The following is a 23,324-nucleotide window of genomic DNA, read 5'->3' as shown; positions in this document are numbered from 1 at the left end:
AATCGATGGAATTACTCGCTATCAAATCATTTATCGAACAAAAGCTGCATGTCAGTTTGGAGGCCAATGAAAAATTGACGCAACTCACTGTGCCAGCCAAAGAACTCGTTTCGATTTGTGATTTACTTTGGCGAGATCCTCTAACCTATTTCGACTCACTTTCTTGTGTAACGGCCATTGACCTAGGTCCCGAAGTTGATCAAATGGAGGTGATTTATACCCTTTATTCCATTCCTTTTCATGTGACCTTGCACCTAAAGGTACTTATCGATCGAGATAAGCCGGAGGTACCGAGTTTGAGTGGGATTTGGAAGACGGCCGACTGGCATGAAAGGGAGGCCTTTGATTTGCTGGGGGTTCAATTTGCCGGTCATCCTAATTTGACGCGAATATTGTTGCCGGCCGACTGGCAGGGTCATCCTTTGCGGAAAGATTATGTTGAGCAGGATCGTTACCATGGCATCAAAGTCAAGTACGAATCATGAAAATAGCCGGATTTACATTTATTCGAAATGCGGTTCAAAATGATTATCCGATCGTGGAGGCGATCACCTCGATTTTACCCATTTGTGATGAATTTGTGGTGGCCGTAGGGCAATCGAACGATGGTACTCTAGAGTTGATTCAAGCCATTGATTCTGTTAAAATTCGAATCATTGAAACAGTCTGGGATGAGCAGGCGCGTGAGGGAGGACGCGTTTTTTCCATGGAAACCGATAAGGCTTATCAGGCCATTTCGCCGGATACGGATTGGGCATTTTACATCCAAGGTGATGAGTGTGTGCACGAGGATGACCTGCCGAAGATTCGAAAAGCCATGGAAGATTATGCTACGAACCCCCAAGTTGAGGGCTTGCTTTTTCATTACAAACATTTTTATGGGTCTTATGATTATGTAGCTGTTTCGCGTCGTTGGTATCGTCGGGAGATACGTGTCGTAAAATATGACCCTGCGGTTCAATCCTACAAGGATGCTCAAGGATTTCGGAAGGCTGGAAAAAAGATTCATGCCAAATTGATTGATGCGTCCATTTACCATTACGGGTGGGTAAAACCCCCGCAAGGGCTCAATAATAAGGTGCGGAATTTTACCCATTTCTACCGGGATGATGCTTGGATGGCGGAACATGTTCCGGAAGATTATCAGTTTGATTACGAAAATGCCGAGCGCTTAACGCTTTTTGAAGGTACACATCCTGCCGTTGCGCAGGCTCGTATCGCACGGATGCAATGGCCTTTTCATTTTGACCCCAAGGTACTTCGGGCAAAGATGAGTTTTCGTCGGAAAGTCTTGCAACAAATCGAAGATTGGACGGGTTGGCGAATAGGGGAATATCGAAATTATAAGCTCTTGTAAGTGGATCAAATTCAATCCTTTCCTGCCCCAAAGGCTCCCGAAAAGCCCTATTTTTCCATTCTCATTCCGAGTTGGAATAATCTAGCCTTTCTGCAATTGTGTATACGGAGTATCCGGACTCACAGTGTGGTGCCTTTTGAATTGATTGTGCATTTGAATGAGGGGAAAGATGGCTCCTTACAATGGGTTCAAGATCAAGGAGATATAGCGTATTCTCATTCTGAAACCAATGTAGGTGTTTGCCATGCGATGAATGCCATGCGCACGTTAGCCCGCGCAGATTATCTCTTGTACATCAACGATGATATGTATACGCTCCCGGGTTGGGATTTGCTTTTGAAACAAGAAATTGAGGCCTGCTCGGATGAATATTTCTTTATTTCTTCGACGATGATTGAGCCTCGTGCGCAGAGTTCTTGTTCGATTGAGGCTAATTTTGGGACGAGTATGTCAAGTTTTGAGGAGTCACGCTTGTTGGCCGGATACCAATCTTTCGAAAAGCCTGATTGGCAAGGTGCGACCTGGCCGCCAAATGTTGTTCATAAAAAACTCTGGGATGCAGTCGGTGGGTATAGTGTGGAATTTACCCCAGGCATGTATTCCGATCCGGATTTCTCCATGAAGCTTTGGCAGGCTGGCGTGCGATTATTTAAGGGTTTGGGGCAAAGCCGCGTATATCATTTTGGTTCGATCTCTGTGAAAAGGGTTAAGCAGAACCGAGGATATTATCAGTTTATTCGCAAGTGGGGGATGACTTCCAGTACGCTTTCAACATATTATTTACGTCGGGGAGAGCGCTTTGATGGTCCATTGGTTCCACAACATATTCCTTTGTTGGTTCGCCTCAAGAATTGGTATTATCGAATTAGTACAGCGCGAAAAACAATTTAAAACAATAAGCAAATCTTCCGAAGGCGGATTTGCCTTTGTAAGCCAACATGTCATCTCGGTGTTTCAGGGCAATTCGAACCCGATTGATTCGATGCATAAGTCCGCTACCTTGACATGCTATGTAAAAATCGTTGAGTACTTGCTGTTCGGTCCCTGTTGGGCAACGGCTTTGTAGTAGATTTAGGCGCGCTAGAATTCGGCTATTTTTTTCTTTCCGACTCTTATAGGGCTTCGGGGCTTTTTTTAAATTCGCTCCGATGGTGTTATTCGCATGTTGGCGATAATGAACAAGCGTTTCAGGAAGGTAGACGATGCCATTCGTACAGGTTGCGGCAAAACCAATCAGGTAATCATGTGTGACGAATTCAACAAATGGAAGGGCAAACTCAAGTAGCTCTCGTTTGAATAACATACCATGACCCGGCGCCCATGCACCAAAGGTATACATGAGTGGGTTTTTGTAAGCGATTTGTCGTTTGATGTCGGACATTTTTTGCCCAATTAAGTTGCCTTCATCATCCACTAAAGCTGAGTCGGCATAGACCATCGATGCTCCCCCAATGGTGTTTATAAGTCTACTGATTTTCGTTGGGATCCAATAATCATCTTGGTCAGAGAGTGCGATTAATTCTCCTTTTGCCAATAAAATTCCTTTTTCAAAGGATTTTCGGTAGCCCAAGTTTTCAAGATTTTGGATGATTTGCATGCGATGATCTTTGGATGCATATCGTTGAAGGATAGCCTGAGTGGAATCGGTTGATGCATCGTTTACACAGATAATTTCTATGTTTTGGTAATCTTGGGCAAGCAGACTTTCGAGTTGGATTGCAAGGTATTTTTCGCCTTGATAGCAAGCCATGACGATGCTAATGAGGGGTGAATCGAATCTTGTAAGCAAATTGTTTCTGAAAATTGTCGTAATTTAATGCAAATTTTGAAATAGATTCCTTGAAAACATATTTACGTTTACTGTCTTATGCCGTTTCGATTCGAAAATATGTATTTCCATATTTTAGCTTTTCGTTGTTGGCCAGTTTGTTTGGAATCCTGAATTTCACGCTGTTAATTCCTTTGTTGAATGTCTTGTTTAATCAAGCCTCAACGAATCAAGCGGTAGTCTATCGTGTCATGCCGGAATTCTCCTTGAGTCCGAGTTATTTCTCCTTTTTATTCAACCATTATTTTTATGGGGCTTTGGAGGCTTATGGGCGTTTGGGGGCGTTGCAATACGCCTGTGCGGCGATCATGATATCGGTTGTTTTGGCGAATATTTTCCGCTATTTGTCCCAGCGGGTTTTGAAGACAGTGGAGGCGGATATGATTGCCTCATTGCGTCAGGCGGTTTTTGCTAGGGCGATTCGTTTGGACTTAAGTTATTTTTCGGAGCAGCGTAAGGGAAATTTGATGTCGCGCTTGACGACCGATGTGCAGGAGGTAGAGAATAGTATCGGCAGGGCCTTTACGGCGACATTCAAGGAGATTTTTACCTTGATTATGTTTTTTGTTTTCTTGGCGTGTATGTCCGGGAAATTGACCTTGTTTTCGCTGATTATTCTACCACTTTCGGGTGGGGTCATTGCGACCATCACGCGGCGTTTACGTCGTGCAGCAGGTGAGGTTCAGCAGCATTTAAGTGGATTGATTAGTTTGCTGGATGAGACCTTTGGAGCCATGCGAGTCGTGAAGGCTTTTCGAGCGGAGAAGGTGATGGATGCACGTTTTCAGGAGGGAAATAATCGATACCGAAATTCTTTATTGCGTATGGTTTTTCGGCAAGAATTGACTTCACCGGTTTCGGAGAGTTTGGGGGTTTTGGTTGTGACTGGCATTTTGTTGTATGGGGGAAGCTTGGTGATTTCAGGGGATGGAGAATTGAGTGCGTCGACCTTCATTGCGTTTATAGCTACCTTTTCGCAGGTTATGCGGCCTGCCAAAGCAATTGCGGATGCTTTTTCAGGTATTCAGCGAGGTGTTGCTTCCGCCGACCGCATCATCGAAATTTTAGATACGGAGTCAGAAATCAAGGTGGAGGAGCCTGTTCAGCGATTGTCGGCCTTCCAAGATAAAATCCGTTTCGAAGAAGTAGGCTTTTCGTATGTCAAAGGACGTTCGGTTTTGAAGTCGGTGAGTTTCGACATCCCCAAAGGGAAAACGATTGCCTTGGTAGGCGCATCCGGAGGTGGCAAATCAACGCTTGCGGATTTGTTACCCCGATTTTATGATCCTACATCGGGTCAAATTACCGTTGACGGAATTCCTTTGAAACATATTCCTTTAGAGGATTTTCGGGCTTTAATGGGAATCGTGACGCAGGAGTCGGTGTTGTTCAATGATAGCATCTTCAACAATATCGCTTTTGGAACAGATGCGACCTTGGAGGCGGTCATTGAGGCAGCTAAAATTGCGAATGCACATGAATTTATCGAGGCGAGTGCGGATGGTTATCAAACAGTGATAGGGGATCGCGGTTCGAAGTTGTCTGGCGGCCAGCGGCAACGATTATCGATTGCTCGGGCGGTGTTGAAAAACCCTCCGATATTGATTTTGGATGAGGCGACGAGTGCCTTGGATAATGAATCCGAGAAGATGGTCCAGTCGGCCTTAGGTAATTTGATGAAGAACCGAACGGTCTTAGTCATTGCGCACCGTTTGAGCACGATTCAGCATGCGGATCAGATTTTGGTGGTCGACAAGGGAGAGATTGTCGAGCGTGGTACACATGCAGAATTACTGGCGAATCCGAAGGGGGTTTATACGAAGTTGAGCCAACAACATTAATCAAGCTTTTTGTGAATTTAATTAGCTTTTAAGCGATGAAATGGGTAATTTGCGCCCGATTTCAACCATCGTATTTATATATATGTCATCATCCTTATTAGCCCAACGCATTCAAGCATTAGAAGAGTCATCTACGTTGGGAATGACAAAGAAAGCGCGTGAATTAGCTGCGCAAGGTCATAAAGTAATTAGCCTATCGGTAGGTGAGCCGGATTTTAAAACACCCGCTCATATTTGTGAAGCAGCCAAAAAAGCCATTGATGATGGTTTTCACGGCTATTCTCCTGTTGCAGGATATCCTGATTTACGTTTAGCGATTGCTAATAAATTAAAGCGTGACAATGGATTGGAGTGGGGTTCGGAGAACATTGTGGTTTCTACGGGAGCGAAACACTCCTTGGCCAATGCGATTGCAGCTTTAATTAATCCAGGAGATGAGGTAATCATTTTCTCGCCCTACTGGGTTTCATATTCTGAAATGGTCAAATTAGCGGATGGAGTATCTGTTGTTGTGCAAGGTGCTTTTGATAATAATTTCAAGGTAACTGCGGCGCAGTTTGAGGCGGCGATTACGCCGAAAACGAAGATGGTGATGTTTGCATCGCCAAATAATCCGACGGGTTCTGTGTATACGGAGTCCGAGTTACGTGATATTGCGAATGTTGTAGCTCGTCATGCGAATATTTTTGTATTAGCAGATGAGATTTATGAATACATTAACTTCACCCAGGGTGGTCATTTCTCTATTGGTTCAATTCCAGAGATTAAGGATCGTGTCATTACGGTGAATGGCGTGGCGAAAGGTCATGCGATGACGGGATGGCGTATTGGATTTATTGCGGCGGCTAAGTGGATTGCGGATGGTATCGAGAAGTTGCAGGGTCAAGTGACCTCAGGAACGAACTCTATTGCGCAAAAAGCAGCAGTAGCTGCGTTTAATGGTTCATTGGATCATGCTTATGAGATGAAAGCCGCTTACGATCGTCGTCGTAAATTGGTCGTTGGTAAATTACGTGAAATCCCAGGTTTCAAGGTAAATATGCCAGATGGCGCATTTTATGCGTTCCCTGATATTTCGTATTACTTCGGTAAGTCGGACGGCAAAACAACCATCAATGATTCAGATGATTTCTGTACATGGTTGTTGAACGAGGCTTATGTGGCAACTGTTGCGGGTTCAGGTTTTGGCGCACCGGATTGTATGCGTATTTCAACGGCTGCAGCTGATGAGCAATTGGAAGAAGCTTGTGAGCGTATTAAAGTTGCGGTAGCAAAATTGAAATAATGGGTTTAGCCCTTGTTTGATATTTGAAAGTCAGGGATGCAAATCCCTGACTTTCTTTTTTATATTTACGGCATGGAAATTATTTCAGTTCTCATTTTTGTGATTGGATATTTGGCGATTGCCTTTGAACATCCAATTAAAATCAATAAGACGGCATCTGCCTTAGTTACGGGAGTTTTAGTGTGGGTAGTATATGCCTTGGTCAAAGGTCCTCACGAATTGGAGGTATTGGGTCATCACCTAGGAGCTACATCAGAAATTTTATTTTTCTTATTGGGCGCCATGACCTTGGTGGAGTTGGTGGATGCGCACCAGGGATTTCAATTTGTGAGCCGACTGATCAAGACGAAAAATCCGGCGACAATGATGTGGGTCGTGGGTTTGTGCGCCTTTTTCTTTTCAGCAGTTTTAGATAATTTGACGACCTCAATTGTCATGGTCACGCTTTTACGCAAGTTGGTCAGTGATACTTCTACCCGTAAATATTTCGTGGGTGTTGTGGTGATTGCCGCTAATGCGGGCGGAGCTTGGTCGCCGATTGGTGATGTGACGACAACGATGTTGTGGATAGGTGGGCAGATTTCAGCCTGGGGGATTGTGAAATCATTGTTTGTTCCTTCGGTTGTTTCGTTGTTGGTTCCACTTGCGGTGGCCGCATTTTGGGTAAGGAAAAACGATTTGGGGCATGCCGTGGAAGTCGACCCAATGTCTGCCGAAGAGGAGCGGAATGGCCGAATTATGTTAACGGCGGGAGTCATCAGCTTATTGGGGGTTCCGGTCTTTAAAACCTTGACACATTTACCCCCATACATGGGAATTTTATTGGCATTGGGTTTAGTGTGGATTTTATCCGAGTATCTACATGCCGACAAGGATGAAGAGGCGAAGCAACCTTATACGGTGGGTCACGCGCTGACGAAAATTGATACGTCGAGTGTCTTATTTTTCCTTGGTATATTATTGGCGATTGGCGCCTTGGAGTCTTTTGGGTTTCTGGGTCAGTTGGCCGCATACCTCGAATCAAGTTTAGGGAATCAATATGTAATTGTTACGGCAATTGGATTGGCCTCCTCGGTGGTTGATAATGTGCCTTTGGTGGCCGCTACGATGGGCATGTATTCGTTGCTTGATTTTCCGATGGATCATGCCATGTGGGAATATTTAGCTTTCTGTGCAGGTACGGGGGGGAGTATCCTGATTATTGGATCGGCGGCGGGTGTCGCCGTGATGGGCATGGAAAAAATTGATTTTCTTTGGTATGCCAAACGAATTGGCATCTTGGCGCTGTTAGGTTATTTCGCTGGAGCAGCCTGTTATTTATTGGTCCATTAAAACGTGTAACTCAGCCGAGCTGCATAGTAGTTGGGCGCAACGATGGGTTCCCATTCCACGGCGGTCTTATTCATTACTTTTTTAAATTTGGGATAGGCCCAATCGGCAATTTCTGCAGAAGCAATGCCGATGGCAGCACCCATGAATATGTCTGTTGCCCAATGTTTATTATTGGCCATTCGAAAAGCACCAGTGGCACTGGCTAAGGCATAACCTCCAACGGCGATCGCGGGGTATTTTTTTCCATAAGCTTTGTCAAGCATTCGAGCTCCGAAGAAAGCCGTTGTCGTGTGGCCCGATGGGAAGCTGCGTTCTGTTCCATCCGGACGGGTTTCATTGATGCCATATTTAAGTCCTTGCGCAATGACTACATAGGTGCTAGTTCCAATAATGAATTTTCCGAGTAGCTCTTTTTTAGAAGATTTATCCTCTAGACCGGCCAAATGCAAGCCGATGTTCAGTAAAGTTGGGCTATACTGAAGAATATTATCAGCGGAGGTATGGAAGTTACTCAGATTGGAATCATAGTATTTTTTTTGTGCTTCTTTGGAGGCATCATTGTACAATAAAATACTGATACCGGATAGGCCGGCAGCATAGGCCCAGGCTTTTTTTTGTGCTTGGGATGATATGCTTACTAGGAGCAAAAAGAGAATAAGGATTCTATTTTTCATGTAACAGGCTTTGGACAGTTTGTTCAAACTCATGAATCCAATCCGTGTAGTAAACGCCTGTTCCGGGACCCGAGAAGCCCGTGTGTATTTCTCGGACCTTTCCTGATTTGTCTAAAATAAAGGTCGTAGGATATCCATTGATTTTATGAAGCATGGGAAGGACTTTAGCAATGGTTTCGTCATTTGGCTGTCCGGCGAACAAGATTTCGTAATCCAATCCGATGCGCTTTTTGAAGTTTTCAATTTTCGGCCCTGAAATGCTGATTTCTGGGGAATATTCAAAAGCGAGTCCAATTACCTCTACGCCTTGATCTTTCATTTTTTTATAGAAGGGTGCCAAGTATCGTGATTCATCTAGGCAGTTAGGGCACCAAGAGCCCATTAGCTCGATAATCACTACTTTGTTTTTATAACGATCATCATCTAGGCTGACTAATTTTCCTGCTGGATTGGGAAGCGAAAAGCTGATTCGGTCAAATTCGGGTTTCAAATAGGTGAGTTTTTTGAGGTCAGGAAGGCTAGCCTTTTCATCCTTTTTTGCCAAGAAATTTCGTTTGCCAGCTAATCCCGTGAAAAAGTTTCCGGTGAGTTGATCTCCTTGTAAGCGCGCGCGAAACTGCATCGCTCCACTGCCGTCAAAATAGCTTAATAAAAGACTATCTCCGCTAACATTGCCTTGCAGGAATCGGTAATCGCCACTTGTTTTTAAAACGGTTCCCGTTACTTGATTTCCTTTTTGGGAAAGTACCATGACACCGGGGCTATGATTGCTTTCGTCCGACCAGAAGTCGGCCGCATACTTACCACTCACATTGATTTTAGCAGGCGAAAGGTTGGTGAAGCGTGCCTCACTTCCTGCCTTTGCTTCGAAAGGGATTCGAAATAGCGTCTTTCCATTCCGTTTTTTTTGCCAATAACCGATGAATGATTGAGCGTTTTGTAAGGAGCCAATGAGCTCGGAATCATATAAATCGAAAGGAATAACTAATGAATCACCCCGAAAATAGGAATCACCCAGGTTCGCTTTTTCAGAACCATTTTGAATACGGATATCCATTTTGGTTTTGGTCGGTTTTGCTCCTACGATAAAATTGAAAGGTAGTTTACCACCCAGGTGGTCGATCTCCCCGCGCCAAGGACCTGACTGGGGTAATTGGCTGAAGCACATTGTTGACAAAAACGAGAAAATAGCAAGTAAAATGAGGGATTTCATAGGCATGATAAATTTGTACAAAGATAGGGGATAAACCTTGTCACAAAAAAATCAATATCCTGATAAAAAAGCTTATGCTTGCCGAGAGATAATTTGTAAATTTGAATTATGTCTGAAAGTTCGTATCACACCTCGGTTTTGTTGCATGAATGTTTGCAGGGTTTAGCAATTAAGCCAGATGGGATTTATGTGGATGTGACTTTTGGCGGGGGTGGGCATTCGAAGGCGATTTTGGCACAATTGGGGCCCAATGGTCGACTCTATGCTTTTGATCAGGACCCGGATGCTTGGAAGCAAGCTGATTTAATTGATGATGAACGATTGACCCTGATAACAGCCAATTTTCGTTATTTGGAGAAGTATTTACGTTTGCAAGGCGTGAAGCAAGTGGATGGAATTTTAGCCGATTTAGGAGTTTCATCTTTTCAATTGGATGCGGCTGAACGCGGGTTTTCTACCCGCTTTGATGGTCCTTTGGATATGCGAATGGGGCCTTCGGCTTCGACCACGGCGGCTGAGGTGTTGAATACTTATTCGGCGGGGGATTTACAGAAGTTGTTTGGGATGTATGGGGAGATTAAAAATGCGAAAACATTGGCCTTGGCGGTGGTTCAAGCAAGAACCCAAAAGCCATTGGAAACGACGGGCGAGTTTAAGGAGATTTTATTTAAATTAGCTCCAAGGAATAAGGAGTTTCGTTATTTTGCTCAGGCATTTCAGGCAATTCGAATTGAGGTCAATCAGGAATTGCGCGTGATTGAAGAGTTTTTGGAACAATGTCCCAAAGTCTTGGCTCCTGAGGGGCGTTTATGTGTGATTTCGTTTCATTCCTTGGAGGATCGTTTGGTAAAGAATTACATTCGGACGGGAGATTGTTTTGGGAAAGAAGATAAAGATATGTTCGGGGTGGTCCACAAGCCCCTGGAAAGTGAGATTCGCAAACCGATCACTGCTTCCGAGGAGGAATTGAAGGGAAACCCGCGTTCGAGAAGTGCAAAATTGAGAATAGCTAGTAAAATTTAAGATGGCAAATGCAGTAAAAAACACGGAGGGAGAATCCAAATCGAAGCCTCAGACAGGGGTAATGGATTTGTTGTTTAACATTGATTCATTAACAGGTGGTGAATTGCCTATACCGCTTTTGAAAAAAGTCGTTTACACGGCATTCTTGATTTTGATTTATATCTATTATACGATGATGGCGGAGAGTAAGATTCACCGGATCGAAAAAGTGAAGTTGGAATTAGATGAGATTCGGGCGGATTACACGACCCAAAAGGCTGAGTATATGAAAGTCGGTAAGCAAAGCTATTTGTCATTAGCGATGAAAAAATACAAATTAGAACCGAGTTTAATTCCGCCAATCAAGGTGGTAGCAGAATCTGAAAAAGTGAACGAGTAATGGCGAAGTCAACGACACAAAATATCCGACAAATCATCACGCGTCGCTTTAATGGTTTTTTTATCATTATGCTGGGCGCCTTTGTCTTGTTATTATTTTTCTTGTTTAAGGTTGTTTTTATTGATGGGCCTAGCTTAAAATCGGATGCCTCAGCGAAGTATGTACGCGAGCGATCTATTGAGGCGGTTCGGGGAAATATATATGCCAGCGATGGAAGTTTATTGGCGACGTCATTACCTAAATACCGCCTGGGAATGGATTTTTCGGTCTATAAGACCAAGGCCATGCAAGATACGTTCAATCGGCATTCACGCGCATTGGCCGAGCATTTAGCTGCTTTTTACAAGGATCGCACAGCGGATGAATATTTTTATAAATTGAAGAAGGGCTTCGATCAGAAGAGGCCCTACATCATGATTAATAATCGTTTGTTGGACTTTCAAGAGCGTAAAAAAGTTTTAACTTTCCCGATTTTCAATCTGCATCCGAATAATCCTATTAAGACGGGTGTGGTATTTGAGAAGAAAAATGTACGTTATGCACCCTTTGGACAGACCGCTTACCGGACGATTGGTTACCTCAAGGATAAGAATAAGGTAGGTTTGGAGAAAGCATTTAACAAGGAATTGGCGGGGATTCCGGGTCATGGATTCTTTGAAAAGATGGATAAGAATGTATGGCGTCCGATGGATGGAAGTAAGGAGATTTTGCCACAACGGGGTTTGGATCTTCATACGACCTTGGATGTGGATATTCAGGATATAGTGGAGTTAGCCTTGATGCGCTCTTTGGATACCTATAAAGGTGATTATGCAACTGCCATCGTGATGGAGACCTCCACGGGTGAAATTAAAGCGATATCCAATTTGATGAAGAACGCGAAATCGCCGACGGGTTATTCGGAGGCACTTAACTATGCCTTGGAGGTATCTGAAAACGACCCAGGGTCTGTATTTAAGTTGCCCGCCATGATGGCCATGATGGAGGAATCAGGGATGCCTTTGACGGAAACAGTTACAACAGGAGGAAAATATACCATCTTTAACAAAACGATGTCGGACTCCCATGATTATGGGACCTTGACGGTTCAGGGAGTCATTGAACATTCCTCAAATATTGGTACCATCAAATTGATGCAACGCGTATTTGGGTCAAAGTCTTGGAAATGGTATAATTACCTAAAAGCATTTCATCTATTAGATCCTTTGGATTTTCAGATCAAGCCCGTGACGGGACGTCCCAAATTTAGGCTGCCGGCCAAATGGGATGCATTAACTTATATGTGGACATCCGTTGGCTATTCTTCTAATACGTCACCTTTGCATTTGTTGGCTTTTTACAATGCGATCGCCAATAATGGTTATTGGATTCAGCCTATTCTAGTCAAAAAGGCTACGCAGGGGAATGAGGTCATGGTCGATTATACGCTGACTCAGAAGAAAGATTCGAAACCACTGTGTTCGAAGGAAACCTTGTTGAAGCTACAAACAATGCTAAAAGGTGTCGTAGAACGCGGAACCTCTGACAATTTGAAAGGTACGAAATATGGCATAGCTGGAAAGACAGGAACAGCCCAGCGCCGTGTCAACGGTCAATACATCAAGGGAACTTATTATGTTTCTTTCATTGGTTATTTTCCGGTAAACAATCCGAAGTACACGGTTTTAGTAGCGATGGATTATCCTAAGGGAAGTTCAGAGGCAACTTATGCGCGTCAAGTAACTGCTCCCGTGTTTAAGGATATTTCAGAGCGGATCTATGCTCGGGACATGAAGCTTCAGCAAAAACTTTCGGGGTATTTACCAGACTCATTGAATAACGCAGCTTTGCGTCATCTGATTCACCCATTGGATCATGGGGTGTTGTATTCGAATTTGGGACTTCCGAAAATTGAAGAAGATGGACGCTGGTTATCTTTCCAAATGAACAAGAAGGAGGTGAAAAATTATGCGGTGAGTTTCGCGCCCAAAAAGGTTCCCAATGTCGTAGGAATGAATTTGCGGGATGCACTTTTTCTACTAGAAAATCAGGGATTGAAAGTGCGCGCAAATGGATTAGGTCTTGTCAAGGCACAATCGATCCCCGCAGGATTTCCGATTCAAAAAAATGCACTTATCACCATACAGCTGCACTAACATATGACGTACCCGTCCACGCAATTAGTTCAATCACTTGCCATTCTCCAACAAATTGGGAATGACCAAATGATTAATCATCTCTGTTTTGATTCGCGCCAAGCGGCTGCGGGTTCCTTGTTTTTTGCCATACCGGGAACACAAGTGGATGGACATCAATTCTTACCCCAAGTATTTTCACAAGGTTGCACAGCCTGTGTCGTGGAAAAGATTCCGGAGCAATTACCTGACGGAGTCTTGATTATCCAAGTTCAGGATTCTAATGAGGCGATGGCCCTGGTCGCTTCGCAATTTTATGGAAATCCGTCCGCTCAATTGAATTTGGTAGGTATTACAGGTACGAACGGAAAGACAACGAGTGTGACTCTTTTGTTTGAATTGTTCAAATTGCTTGGGCATCGTTGTGGTTTAATTTCAACGGTACAGAATAAAATTCAGGATCGAGTGATTCCTGCCACGCATACGACTCCCGATTCCCTGAATTTGAATGCACTTCTAGCAGAGATGCTTTCGGACGGATGTACGCATGTATTCATGGAGGTGAGCTCACATGCAGTTGTTCAGAAGCGTATTTTTGGCTTAACGTTTAAAGGCGCTATTTTTTCGAATATCACGCGCGATCATTTAGATTTCCATGAAACTTTCGATGCCTATATCAAAGCCAAAAAGGGCTTCTTTGACGAATTGCCTAAGTCTGCCTTTGCGTTAACAAATGCCGATGATAAGCGCGGTTCTGTCATGCTTCAAAATACCAAGGCACGTAAGTTGACTTATGGAATTCTTGAAACTGCCGATTTTAAGGCAAGGGTGAAGGCGAATGTACTTTCCGGATTGCAATTGGAGTTGGATGGTCAGGAAATTCATACCCAATTAATTGGTCAGTTTAACGCGTATAACTTGTTAGCGATTTATTCAACGGCCATTTTAATGGGGGAGAATCGGGAAGAAGTCCTAATTGCTTTGTCTGGTTTGAAAACCGCGCCGGGGAGATTTGAGCAGATGCATGGGCCGGCTAATAAAATGGCTATTGTCGATTATGCGCACACGCCTGATGCCTTGGAGAATGTATTGAAAACGATTCAGGCGATTCGTCAAAAGCACCAACAAATCATTACGGTTGTTGGCTGTGGAGGCAATCGTGATGCAGGCAAGCGTCCGCTTATGGCAGCTTTGGCGGCAAATTTAAGCGATAAGGTTGTTTTGACTTCGGATAATCCCCGTTTTGAAGATCCCGAACTTATTTTGGATCAGATGGAAGCGGGCATTCTTGAAAAACAAGCGGCAGAAGTCTTTCGCATATCAGATCGGAAGCAGGCAATTGTGGAGGCTATCCAACATTTGGCGGGGGCAGGCGATATTATTTTGGTGGCAGGCAAGGGTCATGAAACCTATCAAGATATTCAAGGGGTTAAGTATGATTTTGACGATAAGCAGGTCATCGCCTACGCCTTTGCTAAAGTTTGATTTCGCCGTAAATTTTTGCAAATTTGTCAATTCAAATAATTTTTCAATCACCTCCAAAAGCAAGGCATGTTTTATTACCTCTTTGAATACTTAGATAAAACCTTAAATATTCCGGGTGCTGGAGTTTTTCAATACATAACCTTTCGTGCGGTTGCTGCGGTCATCACATCTTTGGGTATTGCAGCTATTTGGGGGAAATCAGTCATTTACCGTTTGCAACGTTTGCAGATTGGTGAGGAGATTCGCGATCTAGGTTTGGAGGGTCAAATGGCCAAAAAAGGAACCCCAACTATGGGTGGATTTATCATCCTGTTGTCTTTATTGATCCCTACGATATTATTTTCAAAAGTTACGAATGTCTACATCGTTTTGTTGTTGACTTCGGCAGTTTGGCTTGGAGCAGTGGGTTTTGCAGATGATTACATTAAGGTATTTAAGAAAAATAAGGACGGTCTTTCGGGAAAGTTTAAGATTGTTGGCCAAGTAGGTCTCGGTATCATCGTGGGTTTGACCATGTACTTTAATGAGCACATCAAGGTGCGTGAATTTGCGGCGGATGGGACTTATGTTGACCACAAATCTTTATTGACCACAGTTCCCTTTATGAAGGGGAATTCCTTCGACTATAACATGTTGTTGCCAAGTTTTATTCCCGATCAATATGTGTGGGTGGTCTATGTTTTGGTCGTTATTTTCATCATTACGGCCGTTTCAAATGGAGCGAACATAACGGATGGGATTGACGGTTTAGCAGCGGGTACTTCGGTGATTATCGGTATTGCCTTGGCTATTTTAGCTTATGTCTCTGGAAATAAAGTCATTTCGCAATATTTGAATGTGATGTTTATTCCTAATTCGGGTGAATTGGCTGTCTTTTGCGCCGCATTCGTAGGGGCATGTATCGGCTTTTTGTGGTATAATGCATACCCTGCTCAGGTATTCATGGGGGATACTGGAAGTTTAATGTTGGGGGGAGTTATCGCCACATTGGCCATTGTAATCCGCAAGGAAATGCTAATTCCGGTTCTTTGTGGAATATTTCTAATCGAAAATCTTTCGGTCATCATGCAGGTGGCCTATTTTAAATATACCAAACGGAAGTACGGAGAAGGTCGACGAATTTTTTTAATGTCGCCTTTGCATCATCACTTCCAAAAGAAGAATTACCATGAGGCTAAAATTGTAACCCGATTCTTAATTGTGGGGATTATTCTAGCCGTTATTTCATTAGTAACTTTAAAATTACGCTAAGCGTATCTTTATATTTTGAGTCAAATTCGCCTATATCCTCGTCATAATTCCTTTCAAGAAATCATTCCTTTGCCGTCCTCCAAATCGGAAAGTAATCGTGCATTGGTGATTAATGCCTTAGCGGGTGGGGATAAGGATCAATTGTCAAATTTAGCGGAGGCTCGGGACACGCAAACCATGTTACGTTTGTTGGCCGATACAAGCAATCCAATTGCCGATGTACTTGATGCGGGCACCACGATGCGTTTTTTGACGGCATATTATTCAATTACGGGAGCGAATAAAACGATGACAGGCACAGCACGGATGTGCGAAAGACCTATCGGGATATTGGTGGATGCGCTTCGTACATTGGGGGCGAATATTACCTATGAAAAAAATGAGGGATATCCACCTTTGCAATTAACGGGGTTTCAGTACTCGGGTTCTCGTGAATTACGAATTCGTGGAGACGTGAGTTCGCAGTTTATCTCTGCCATCTTAATGGTTTCACCCTTGTTGCCCGACGGCATTGCATTGACCATTACGGGTTCTTTAGGGTCTAAGCCCTACATCGAAATGACTTTGGCACAGATGGCCCAATTTGGCATTCAGGCTCGTGTAGATTGGTCAAAAGGCTTAATCGATATTCCTGCTCAGCGTTATGTGTCAGCACCCTTTGCGGTTGAGTCAGATTGGTCAGGTGCTAGTTACTGGTACTCAATGGTTGCACTTTCGCCCTTTGAAGATAGTTCATTGGAGCTGTTGGGTTTAAAAGAAGAGTCCCTACAGGGAGACGCGGCTATCCGGGATATTATGTTGCCATTGGGCGTGAAAAGTACATACACCGGTCGGGGGTATCTATTAACAAAATGTGAGGCCGTTTCTGAATTAGCCTGGGATTTTACGGATTGCCCAGATTTGGCTCAAACCATTAGTGTGGTTGCAGCAGTAAAAAATATCACCCTTCACTTAACGGGCGTTGAATCTTTAAAAGTGAAGGAAACCGATCGAGTTTTAGCACTTCAAAATGAACTAATTAAGCTTGGGGCATCGTTGAAAGAGGTTAAATCGAAGGAATTATATACAGTTTCGGGATCATTTTCCACGGAAGGTACCGTACCCGAGATTGAAACCTATGATGACCACCGAATGGCCATGGCCTTCGCTCCTGTCGGTCTTTTGCGTGAAATTCTCATTCATGAGCCGGGTGTAGTGGCTAAATCCTATCCAAGTTTTTGGAAACATGTGGATTTGTTGTTGAATTCATCAACGAGCGAATAAAATTCCTCATTTATCTATTTCTTGAATACAAGACGTCGTTTTTTTTCGTAGAATTGTCGGAAATGTAAACGCTGCTGGGCTTAGAAACCCCGACTGCGTTACGCAAAAAACAAACAAACGATGAAGAAGATTTTACTGCTTATTTTGTTAAGCCCCATGGTCTTATTTGGCCAAAAAACGCTATTATACTGCGGAAAAATGGTGGATGTGAAGGCTGGAAAAGTTCAAACTGCCTTGACTATTGTGGTAGAAGGCAAAAAAATTCAAAGTATTCAACCGGGTTATATTCCCGCCGCAAAAGGTGATCGCGTTATCGATTTAAAAAACAAGACGGTTATGCCCGGATTGATTGATATGCACGTTCACTTGGAAAGCGAGACGAATCCGAATGCCTATTTGGATCGTTTCACTAAAAATCCAGGCGATGTGGCTTATCAAGCTTTGGTTCATGCGAAGAAAACACTCAATGTAGGATTTACCACCGTTCGTGATTTAGGTGGTTCCCATGTCGTGATAAGCTTGCGTAATGCAATTAACAAAGGAATCGTTGAGGGTCCTCGTGTATTTACGGCAGGTGTTGCGATTGGGTCGACAGGTGGTCATGCGGACGATGCGAATGGGTTGAATGAATCCTTTAAAAAGGATTTGGGACCCGAGGACGGCGTCGTCAATGGTTTGTCAGATGCAGCAAAGGCTGTGCGTCAACGTTACAAAGAAGGATCTGATTTGATTAAGATCACTGCGACCGGAGGGGTATTAAGTTATGCGAAAGATGGGATGGGCGCTCAATTTACCGAAGAGGAAATTCGGACGATTGTTCAAACCGCGAAAGATTATGGATTTAAGGTGGCGGCTCACGCACATGGGGCAGAAGGGATGAAACGTGCGATTATTGCGGGTGTGAATTCCATTGAGCACGGTACCTATATGACACCAGAAGTGATGGAATTGATGAAGAAGTATGGGACATATTATGTGCCAACCATCATTGCGGGTCGTTCGGTTGCGGATTCGGCTAAAATACCTAATTATTATCCTGAGATGGTGAAAAAGAAGGCGGAATCGATAGGACCAATTATTCAGTCAACCTTTGGGAAGGCTTACAAAGCAGGTGTTAAAATTGCTTTTGGTACGGATGCGGGTGTATTTGGTCACGGTAAAAATCTAAACGAATTTATTTTGATGACGGAAGCTGGGATGCCCGCGATGGAAGCTATTCAATCGGCGACTATAGCGGCTGCAGATTTATTAGGCCAATCGGATTCCATCGGTTCCCTTGAACCCGGTAAGTTGGCCGACATTGTTGCCGTCGATGGTGACCCCACTCAAAATATACAAGACATCTTGAAAATGAAGTTTGTCATGCGAGATGGTAAGGTCTATAAACAAGATTAATGAAAAAGCCCGAATGTGAATTTGGGCTTTTTTATAATTTCTTTTTCTTCTAATGCTGTGGAGCTAAAACCTTTCGTTTGAACAATTCGAAACCGCCAAAAAGAGCGGTTGAGAAGAAGAACTGGCTGACAATTGCGTTCTTTAAAAAGGGTAAGGCAGCGGCATAACAGCTCATCAGTCCAGCCAAATCCTTGGAATAAACGACAGCGTTTCCAGCTTTAAAACCATATCCGATTGCATCTCCTGCCCAAACAGCTAAATTGGAAAGGATAAAAAATCCAAGAACAGCCGCTAGGTTTGATCCTACGAACGAAGTCAAGTTTGAGATGCGTGTACCTAAGATTGCGATCCCGGCAAACAGGCTTAGGTGAACAAAATCGAGTCCCCAAGAAAAACCTTCAAAATATTGTGGATAAACAAAGTTGTTTAGCATTAAATTGGAAATCCAGATAGGTAATAAGGCCCAAATAATCGCTTGACGTTTATTTAGAGCATAAGCTCCGGCAAATAATGCCACTGAACCTACAGGAGAGAAATTAGCCCAAGAAGGATTCACTAAAACTAAAAATCGGCTGGCGACTGCTAGGATTAAAAATCCAATCAGAAGCATGGTGCGCTTTGTCATTTGATATTTCTTTGTTTGGGAAGCTAAATAATTTCCAAAGGTAAAACAAAAGCCGTAATTTTATCTATTCTATTTGAATTTATGTATAAAGCTTTACCGTCTATTGGGCTTTTGGGAGGTGGTCAGTTGGGCCGCATGTTGTTACAAGCAGCCATTGATTTGGACATTAAGGTATCTTGCCTCGATCCAGATGCCGAGGCGCCTTGTCACGAGTTAGCGCATTTTTTCAAGCATGGTTCATTTCAGGATTATGAGTCAGTTTATCAGTTTGGCAAGCATTTTGAGGTAATAAGTATTGAGATTGAGCATGTGAATATTGAAGCTTTGGAGGCTTTGGAAAACGAAGGAAAGCAAGTCTTCCCTCAGCCGCATCTTTTGCGCATGATTCAAGATAAGCGTTTGCAAAAGCAATTTTTTGCGGATCATGGATTTCCCACAGCGCCGTTTGTGTTAACGGAAAGTCAGGCGGATATTTCTTTGCATGCTGATTTTTTGCCCGCTTTTCACAAGCTCGGGAAGGGAGGATATGATGGGAAAGGTGTACAAAGAATTTCGAGTTTAGCGGATCAATCGAAGGCGTTTAATGCACCGGGTCTATTGGAAAAGGCGGTTGATTTCGAAAAAGAATTGGCGGTCATTGTTGCGAGAAATCCACAAGGTGAAACAAAAGCTTTTCCTGCCGTAGAGATGGTTTTCCATCCGGAACATAATTTAGTCGATTTTCTATTTTCGCCTGCAACTATTTCAACGGAGGTTGCTCAGAAGGCGAAAAATATCGCCTTGGAATTGATCGAAAAAATGGGTCTTGTGGGTGTTCTAGCCGTTGAGATGTTTTTGACGAAGGAGGGAGAAATTTTGATTAATGAGGTAGCTCCTCGTCCACATAATTCAGGTCATCAGACGATACGAGGAAATGAGACTTCGCAATATGAACAGCATTTGCGTGCGATTAGTGGTTTGCCGCTGGGAAGTACCCAAGCGAAGGGAGTATCGGGGATGTTGAATTTACTTGGGGAGGATGGATTTAGTGGGGTAGCCAAGTATGAGGGTTTGGATGAGGCTTTAGCCATTCCAGGGGTATATCCATTTCTATATGGAAAAAAGATGACGAAACCTTTTCGCAAAATGGGTCATGTGACTATTTTAGGGGCGAACAAGGAGGAGATTATTGAAAAGTCGGAACACGTAAAAAACCTAATCCGTGTGATTAGCTAAACAAATAGTATGGTAGGAATCATTATGGGAAGCAGCTCTGATCTGCCCGTTATGCAGGATGCAATTCAAGTTTGTAAGGATTTTGGTATTCCTTATGAAGTGGATATCGTTTCAGCGCATCGCACGCCAGTAAAAATGCTCGAATATGCCCAAACGGCAAAGTCACGCGGAGTTCAAGTGATTATCGCCGGTGCGGGCGGTGCTGCCCATTTGCCGGGCATGGTCGCTTCTGCCACCATTTTGCCGGTTATTGGTGTTCCGGTTAAGTCGTCTAATTCCATCGATGGTTGGGATTCCGTACTTTCCATTTTACAAATGCCAAACGGCGTCCCTGTGGCAACCGTTGCTTTAAATGCATCCAAAAATGCGGGTATTTTAGCTGTTCAGATGATTGCGATACACGATGTTGCCTTATCAGCAAAGCTGGATCAATACAAAGTAGAATTGATTGATAAAGTTGCCGAAATGAGCACGAAAACAAAGGATTTAAAATAAAACTACGCTTCACCTTTCTTACCTATGAAAGAGAATAACTCAGCTAACCTGCCCTTAATTACGCTACTTGTTTTGTTGGCTACGGTAGTAGCCCTTTTATTCGTTGGATATGAACACTTTTTAGGTCCCGAAACGAGCAGTTTGACAAAAGCGCAGACCATCGAAATGAAGGAAGAATTGCCTGTTGAAAACATTGCCTCTACGATGGTTATTAGTGATTCGACGGATACGGACACGACCACAGTCAGCCCAGATCAGGCAGCTATTGATTTGGAGCAGCAAAGGAAAGAAGCTGAAGCGGAAAAAGTGCCTGAAGAGTCGGTAGAGGAGCCAGCTGGTAAGTCCTTCAGCTACCAGGCCGAGTCTGGTGAAACAGCAGAATCGATTGCCAAAAGTTTTGGGATCACGGTGGAACAGTTGAAGGCGATGAATCCGAGTGGAGTTAAAGCGGGCTCAAAAGTAAAAGTTAAAATTCAGGCAGTTCATCTTGTAGGCAAAGGTGATGTATTGCGCGTTGTGGCGGAGAAATACCATGTTTCCAAGAAGGCCTTAATGGAAGCAAATCATAAAAAAGAGGACGTAACCATGCGCGGGGAGGAATTAGTTATTCCCTTAAAATAATGCGTTTTGCCCTCCTGATGGCTCTTCTTTTGTTCAGCAGTTCATTAGTTGGGCAAGTTGATTCGTTGCAGATTGTTTGTCAAAAGCAATTGGTTCGTAGCGTTGATGGGCAGGATTTACTGTGGATGTTCCGACAACGCGATACGCTTCAAGCACGGAGTCCGCAAGGTTTACTTCGTTTCATTATTGATGGGAAATCAATATCCTATACCGACAGCTTAAGTTTGCGTTACTCGGCTAGTTTGAGTCAGGAATATCCTGCATTAGACTCTATTTGGTATCCGGTTCTCGCGGATGAGATTCAAGCATTTAAGTTACTTCAAGATAGCTTACAAATCCGGATGAATAAATTGGGATGGACGATGCGTTATTTGCAAACGGCTAGGGATTTAAAGCGCCAACGGCAATTAAATAGCTCGGGGCGATCGCAGGTTCAATTGTCATTCCATAATTTTCAATTGGCGGCAGATGTAGGCCTATATTTTCGGAGGAGATACTTGAAGCGATCGCCCCGTTATCTTCGTTTAGGTCAAGAGGCAAAAAGTATAGGGCTTTTTTGGGGGGGTGATTTCGTGGGATTCCCGGATCCAGGCCATGTGCAACGCTTTGCGAATAGCGCAACATTCATTGAGAAATACCCTTTTGTTTCCTTTGAATTTGAACGCTACCGGAATGTCTATCAGCAGGCATACCTAAAGAAGAAGTCATTGGGTCGTATCGATCTCGTTAAAGATACGGAGGCATTGCTGATCTCAATGAATCGTCAGCGTCTAGGAAAGGTATGTGCTTGTCAAAATGCTATAATTCCAGCAGGTGAATATCCTTCCGGCGAACAGGCTAAGGTCATGGTAAACACGCAACAAAATTGGGTATTTATACAGCCAAAGGATTCAAACGGGTATTACTATTCCTTGGGAAGGTGGGCCTACCGAGCTAAAAATTAAAGTTGTATCCGCGCAGAAACTCGTCAATTTTCATTCGTTTTTTCCCCTCCATTTGCCATTCAAGGATTTGAATATAACCATCTTGGCAACCTACGCGTAGGTAGGTTTTTTGATCAGTATCCCAAATTCCAATACCCAAATCAGGTAAAATTTCCGGATGGAATTCAATCTGAATTAACTTGCAATTTTTGCCTTGAAATGTGGTGTGAGATCCCGGAAATGGATACATTCCGCGAACTAAATTGTGTATCTCCGCCCCGGTTTTGGACCAATGAACTTCCCCGGTAGCCCTGGTTAATTTGGGTGCCGACTTTAATGCCTTGCTCTCGTCTTGAGGTACAGGTTTCGTGTTACCGGATTGTATGGCCTGTGCTGTTTTTACCACGAGTTTTGCGCCACGCTTCATCAATCGTTCATAAACATCCCCCGTTGTATCATTCGGAGCGATGGGTTCGGTTTCTTGAAATAGCAAATCCCCAGTATCGATTTCGTGTTGCAAAAAGAAGGTCGTGACGCCCGTTTCGGTCTCTCCATTGATTACTGCCCAATGGATCGGGGCGGCGCCACGGTAATTGGGAAGCAAAGAGCCATGCAAATTAAATGTACCCAGAGGAGGCAGGTTCCAAATGATTTCGGGTAACATGCGAAAGGCTACGATTACTTGCAGGTCGGGTTTATATAATTTGAGTTCCTCAACAAAACTTGGGTCTTTCAATTTTAGAGGTTGCAGTACAGGCAAGCCTTTCGTTTCGGCATATTGTTTGACAGCAGAGGATTGAAGCTGTTGGCCTCGCCCAGCTGGTTTGTCTGGAGCTGTAACCACGGCGACTACATTAAATTGAGCTTCAATGAGCGCGTCTAGGCTAGCAACGGCAAAATCAGGGGTGCCAAAAAAAACAATACGCATAGTAGAGGGGGCTAGGGGAAAATGTTTTTTGATTGTTGTAAAACATTTTTTGTTTACCTTTGTGGCTTATCAAAACT

The 23,324-nt window shown here is 43.6% G+C and carries 22 protein-coding genes; 17 read left to right on the top strand and 5 right to left on the bottom strand.

The window, feature by feature from the left end:
• Positions 1-5: 5 nt before the first annotated feature.
• Genes ACMH5P_RS06205 through ACMH5P_RS06195 form a run of 3 tightly spaced genes read left to right on the top strand, consistent with a single transcriptional unit; the run spans position 6 to position 2,248 of the window.
• On the top strand, positions 6-485 hold the full coding sequence (locus tag ACMH5P_RS06205; RefSeq protein WP_459493472.1) for an NADH-quinone oxidoreductase subunit C: 480 nt from the start codon (positions 6-8) through the stop codon (positions 483-485).
• Positions 482-1,357: a glycosyltransferase family protein gene (locus tag ACMH5P_RS06200; RefSeq protein WP_459493471.1), complete on the top strand. Its 876-nt coding sequence runs from the start codon at positions 482-484 to the stop codon at positions 1,355-1,357. The genes ACMH5P_RS06205 and ACMH5P_RS06200 overlap by 4 nt, the downstream gene beginning before the upstream one ends.
• Positions 1,358-2,248, top strand: coding sequence for a glycosyltransferase family 2 protein (locus ACMH5P_RS06195; RefSeq protein WP_459493470.1), 891 nt, complete (start codon positions 1,358-1,360; stop codon positions 2,246-2,248).
• On the opposite strand, the gene ACMH5P_RS06190 is transcribed toward ACMH5P_RS06195, so the two are convergent.
• Positions 2,223-3,107, bottom strand: a complete 885-nt coding sequence (locus ACMH5P_RS06190; protein WP_459493469.1) for a glycosyltransferase — start codon at positions 3,105-3,107, stop codon at positions 2,223-2,225. The genes ACMH5P_RS06195 and ACMH5P_RS06190 overlap by 26 nt on opposite strands.
• A gap of 89 nt (positions 3,108-3,196) precedes the next feature.
• On the opposite strand from ACMH5P_RS06190, the gene ACMH5P_RS06185 reads away from it, so the two are divergent.
• From ACMH5P_RS06185 to nhaD, 3 genes are all read left to right on the top strand, one after another.
• Complete coding sequence (locus ACMH5P_RS06185) at positions 3,197-5,026, top strand: ABC transporter ATP-binding protein (RefSeq protein WP_459493468.1); 1,830 nt, start codon at positions 3,197-3,199, stop codon at positions 5,024-5,026.
• A gap of 82 nt (positions 5,027-5,108) precedes the next feature.
• On the top strand, positions 5,109-6,311 hold the full coding sequence (locus tag ACMH5P_RS06180) for a pyridoxal phosphate-dependent aminotransferase (RefSeq protein ID WP_459493467.1): 1,203 nt from the start codon (positions 5,109-5,111) through the stop codon (positions 6,309-6,311).
• Between the two features lie 72 nt (positions 6,312-6,383).
• Positions 6,384-7,643 carry a sodium:proton antiporter NhaD gene (nhaD, locus tag ACMH5P_RS06175; protein WP_459493466.1) on the top strand — a complete coding sequence of 420 codons (1,260 nt, stop codon included), beginning with the start codon at positions 6,384-6,386 and terminating at the stop codon, positions 7,641-7,643.
• Here nhaD and ACMH5P_RS06170 read toward each other — a convergent pair.
• Both ACMH5P_RS06170 and ACMH5P_RS06165 read right to left on the bottom strand, forming a co-directional pair.
• Positions 7,640-8,317 (bottom strand): phosphatase PAP2 family protein, encoded by a 678-nt coding sequence (locus tag ACMH5P_RS06170; protein WP_459493465.1) that lies wholly within the window; start codon positions 8,315-8,317, stop codon positions 7,640-7,642. The genes nhaD and ACMH5P_RS06170 overlap by 4 nt on opposite strands.
• The gene (locus ACMH5P_RS06165) at positions 8,307-9,530 is read right to left on the bottom strand and encodes a peroxiredoxin family protein (RefSeq protein ID WP_459493464.1); all 1,224 of its coding nucleotides are present in this window, start codon (positions 9,528-9,530) and stop codon (positions 8,307-8,309) included. Before ACMH5P_RS06165 ends, ACMH5P_RS06170 begins: the two co-directional genes overlap by 11 nt.
• Before the next feature lie 108 nt (positions 9,531-9,638).
• Here ACMH5P_RS06165 and rsmH point away from each other — a divergent pair, with 108 nt between their 5' ends.
• The 7 genes from rsmH (at position 9,639) to ACMH5P_RS06130 (ending at position 18,440) form a co-directional block, all read left to right on the top strand.
• Positions 9,639-10,553, top strand: a complete 915-nt coding sequence (gene rsmH, locus ACMH5P_RS06160) for a 16S rRNA (cytosine(1402)-N(4))-methyltransferase RsmH (RefSeq protein WP_459493463.1) — start codon at positions 9,639-9,641, stop codon at positions 10,551-10,553.
• A gap of 1 nt (position 10,554) precedes the next feature.
• Positions 10,555-10,932, top strand: coding sequence for an FtsL-like putative cell division protein (locus tag ACMH5P_RS06155; RefSeq protein WP_459493462.1), 378 nt, complete (start codon positions 10,555-10,557; stop codon positions 10,930-10,932).
• A complete protein-coding gene (locus ACMH5P_RS06150) occupies positions 10,932-13,067 on the top strand; it encodes a penicillin-binding protein (RefSeq protein ID WP_459493461.1) in 2,136 nt (711 codons plus the stop codon). Before ACMH5P_RS06155 ends, ACMH5P_RS06150 begins: the two co-directional genes overlap by 1 nt.
• 3 nt (positions 13,068-13,070) lie before the next feature.
• Complete coding sequence (locus ACMH5P_RS06145; RefSeq protein WP_459493460.1) at positions 13,071-14,531, top strand: UDP-N-acetylmuramoyl-L-alanyl-D-glutamate--2,6-diaminopimelate ligase; 1,461 nt, start codon at positions 13,071-13,073, stop codon at positions 14,529-14,531.
• Between the two features lie 66 nt (positions 14,532-14,597).
• Complete coding sequence (gene mraY, locus ACMH5P_RS06140; RefSeq protein WP_459493459.1) at positions 14,598-15,782, top strand: phospho-N-acetylmuramoyl-pentapeptide-transferase; 1,185 nt, start codon at positions 14,598-14,600, stop codon at positions 15,780-15,782.
• Between the two features lie 15 nt (positions 15,783-15,797).
• Complete coding sequence (locus ACMH5P_RS06135) at positions 15,798-17,045, top strand: 3-phosphoshikimate 1-carboxyvinyltransferase (protein ID WP_459493458.1); 1,248 nt, start codon at positions 15,798-15,800, stop codon at positions 17,043-17,045.
• Between the two features lie 120 nt (positions 17,046-17,165).
• Positions 17,166-18,440 (top strand): metal-dependent hydrolase family protein, encoded by a 1,275-nt coding sequence (locus ACMH5P_RS06130; RefSeq protein ID WP_459493457.1) that lies wholly within the window; start codon positions 17,166-17,168, stop codon positions 18,438-18,440.
• A gap of 49 nt (positions 18,441-18,489) precedes the next feature.
• On the opposite strand, the gene ACMH5P_RS06125 is transcribed toward ACMH5P_RS06130, so the two are convergent.
• Positions 18,490-19,065 (bottom strand): DUF6580 family putative transport protein, encoded by a 576-nt coding sequence (locus ACMH5P_RS06125; RefSeq protein WP_459493456.1) that lies wholly within the window; start codon positions 19,063-19,065, stop codon positions 18,490-18,492.
• An 81-nt stretch (positions 19,066-19,146) separates the two neighbouring features.
• Here ACMH5P_RS06125 and ACMH5P_RS06120 point away from each other — a divergent pair, with 81 nt between their 5' ends.
• Genes ACMH5P_RS06120 through ACMH5P_RS06105 form a run of 4 tightly spaced genes read left to right on the top strand, consistent with a single transcriptional unit; the run spans position 19,147 to position 22,340 of the window.
• Positions 19,147-20,280 carry a 5-(carboxyamino)imidazole ribonucleotide synthase gene (locus ACMH5P_RS06120; RefSeq protein WP_459493455.1) on the top strand — a complete coding sequence of 378 codons (1,134 nt, stop codon included), beginning with the start codon at positions 19,147-19,149 and terminating at the stop codon, positions 20,278-20,280.
• A 9-nt stretch (positions 20,281-20,289) separates the two neighbouring features.
• On the top strand, positions 20,290-20,775 hold the full coding sequence (gene purE / locus ACMH5P_RS06115) for a 5-(carboxyamino)imidazole ribonucleotide mutase (RefSeq protein ID WP_459493454.1): 486 nt from the start codon (positions 20,290-20,292) through the stop codon (positions 20,773-20,775).
• A 24-nt stretch (positions 20,776-20,799) separates the two neighbouring features.
• Positions 20,800-21,396, top strand: coding sequence for a LysM peptidoglycan-binding domain-containing protein (locus ACMH5P_RS06110; RefSeq protein ID WP_459493453.1), 597 nt, complete (start codon positions 20,800-20,802; stop codon positions 21,394-21,396).
• Positions 21,396-22,340: a M15 family metallopeptidase gene (locus ACMH5P_RS06105; RefSeq protein ID WP_459493452.1), complete on the top strand. Its 945-nt coding sequence runs from the start codon at positions 21,396-21,398 to the stop codon at positions 22,338-22,340. Before ACMH5P_RS06110 ends, ACMH5P_RS06105 begins: the two co-directional genes overlap by 1 nt.
• Here ACMH5P_RS06105 and fmt read toward each other — a convergent pair.
• Positions 22,330-23,247, bottom strand: a complete 918-nt coding sequence (gene fmt, locus ACMH5P_RS06100) for a methionyl-tRNA formyltransferase (RefSeq protein ID WP_459493451.1) — start codon at positions 23,245-23,247, stop codon at positions 22,330-22,332. The genes ACMH5P_RS06105 and fmt overlap by 11 nt on opposite strands.
• Positions 23,248-23,324: the final 77 nt, after the last annotated feature.

Source organism: Aquirufa sp. 5-AUSEE-100C1 (assembly GCF_054558655.1).
This window is presented reverse-complemented; position numbering and strand designations above follow the sequence as displayed.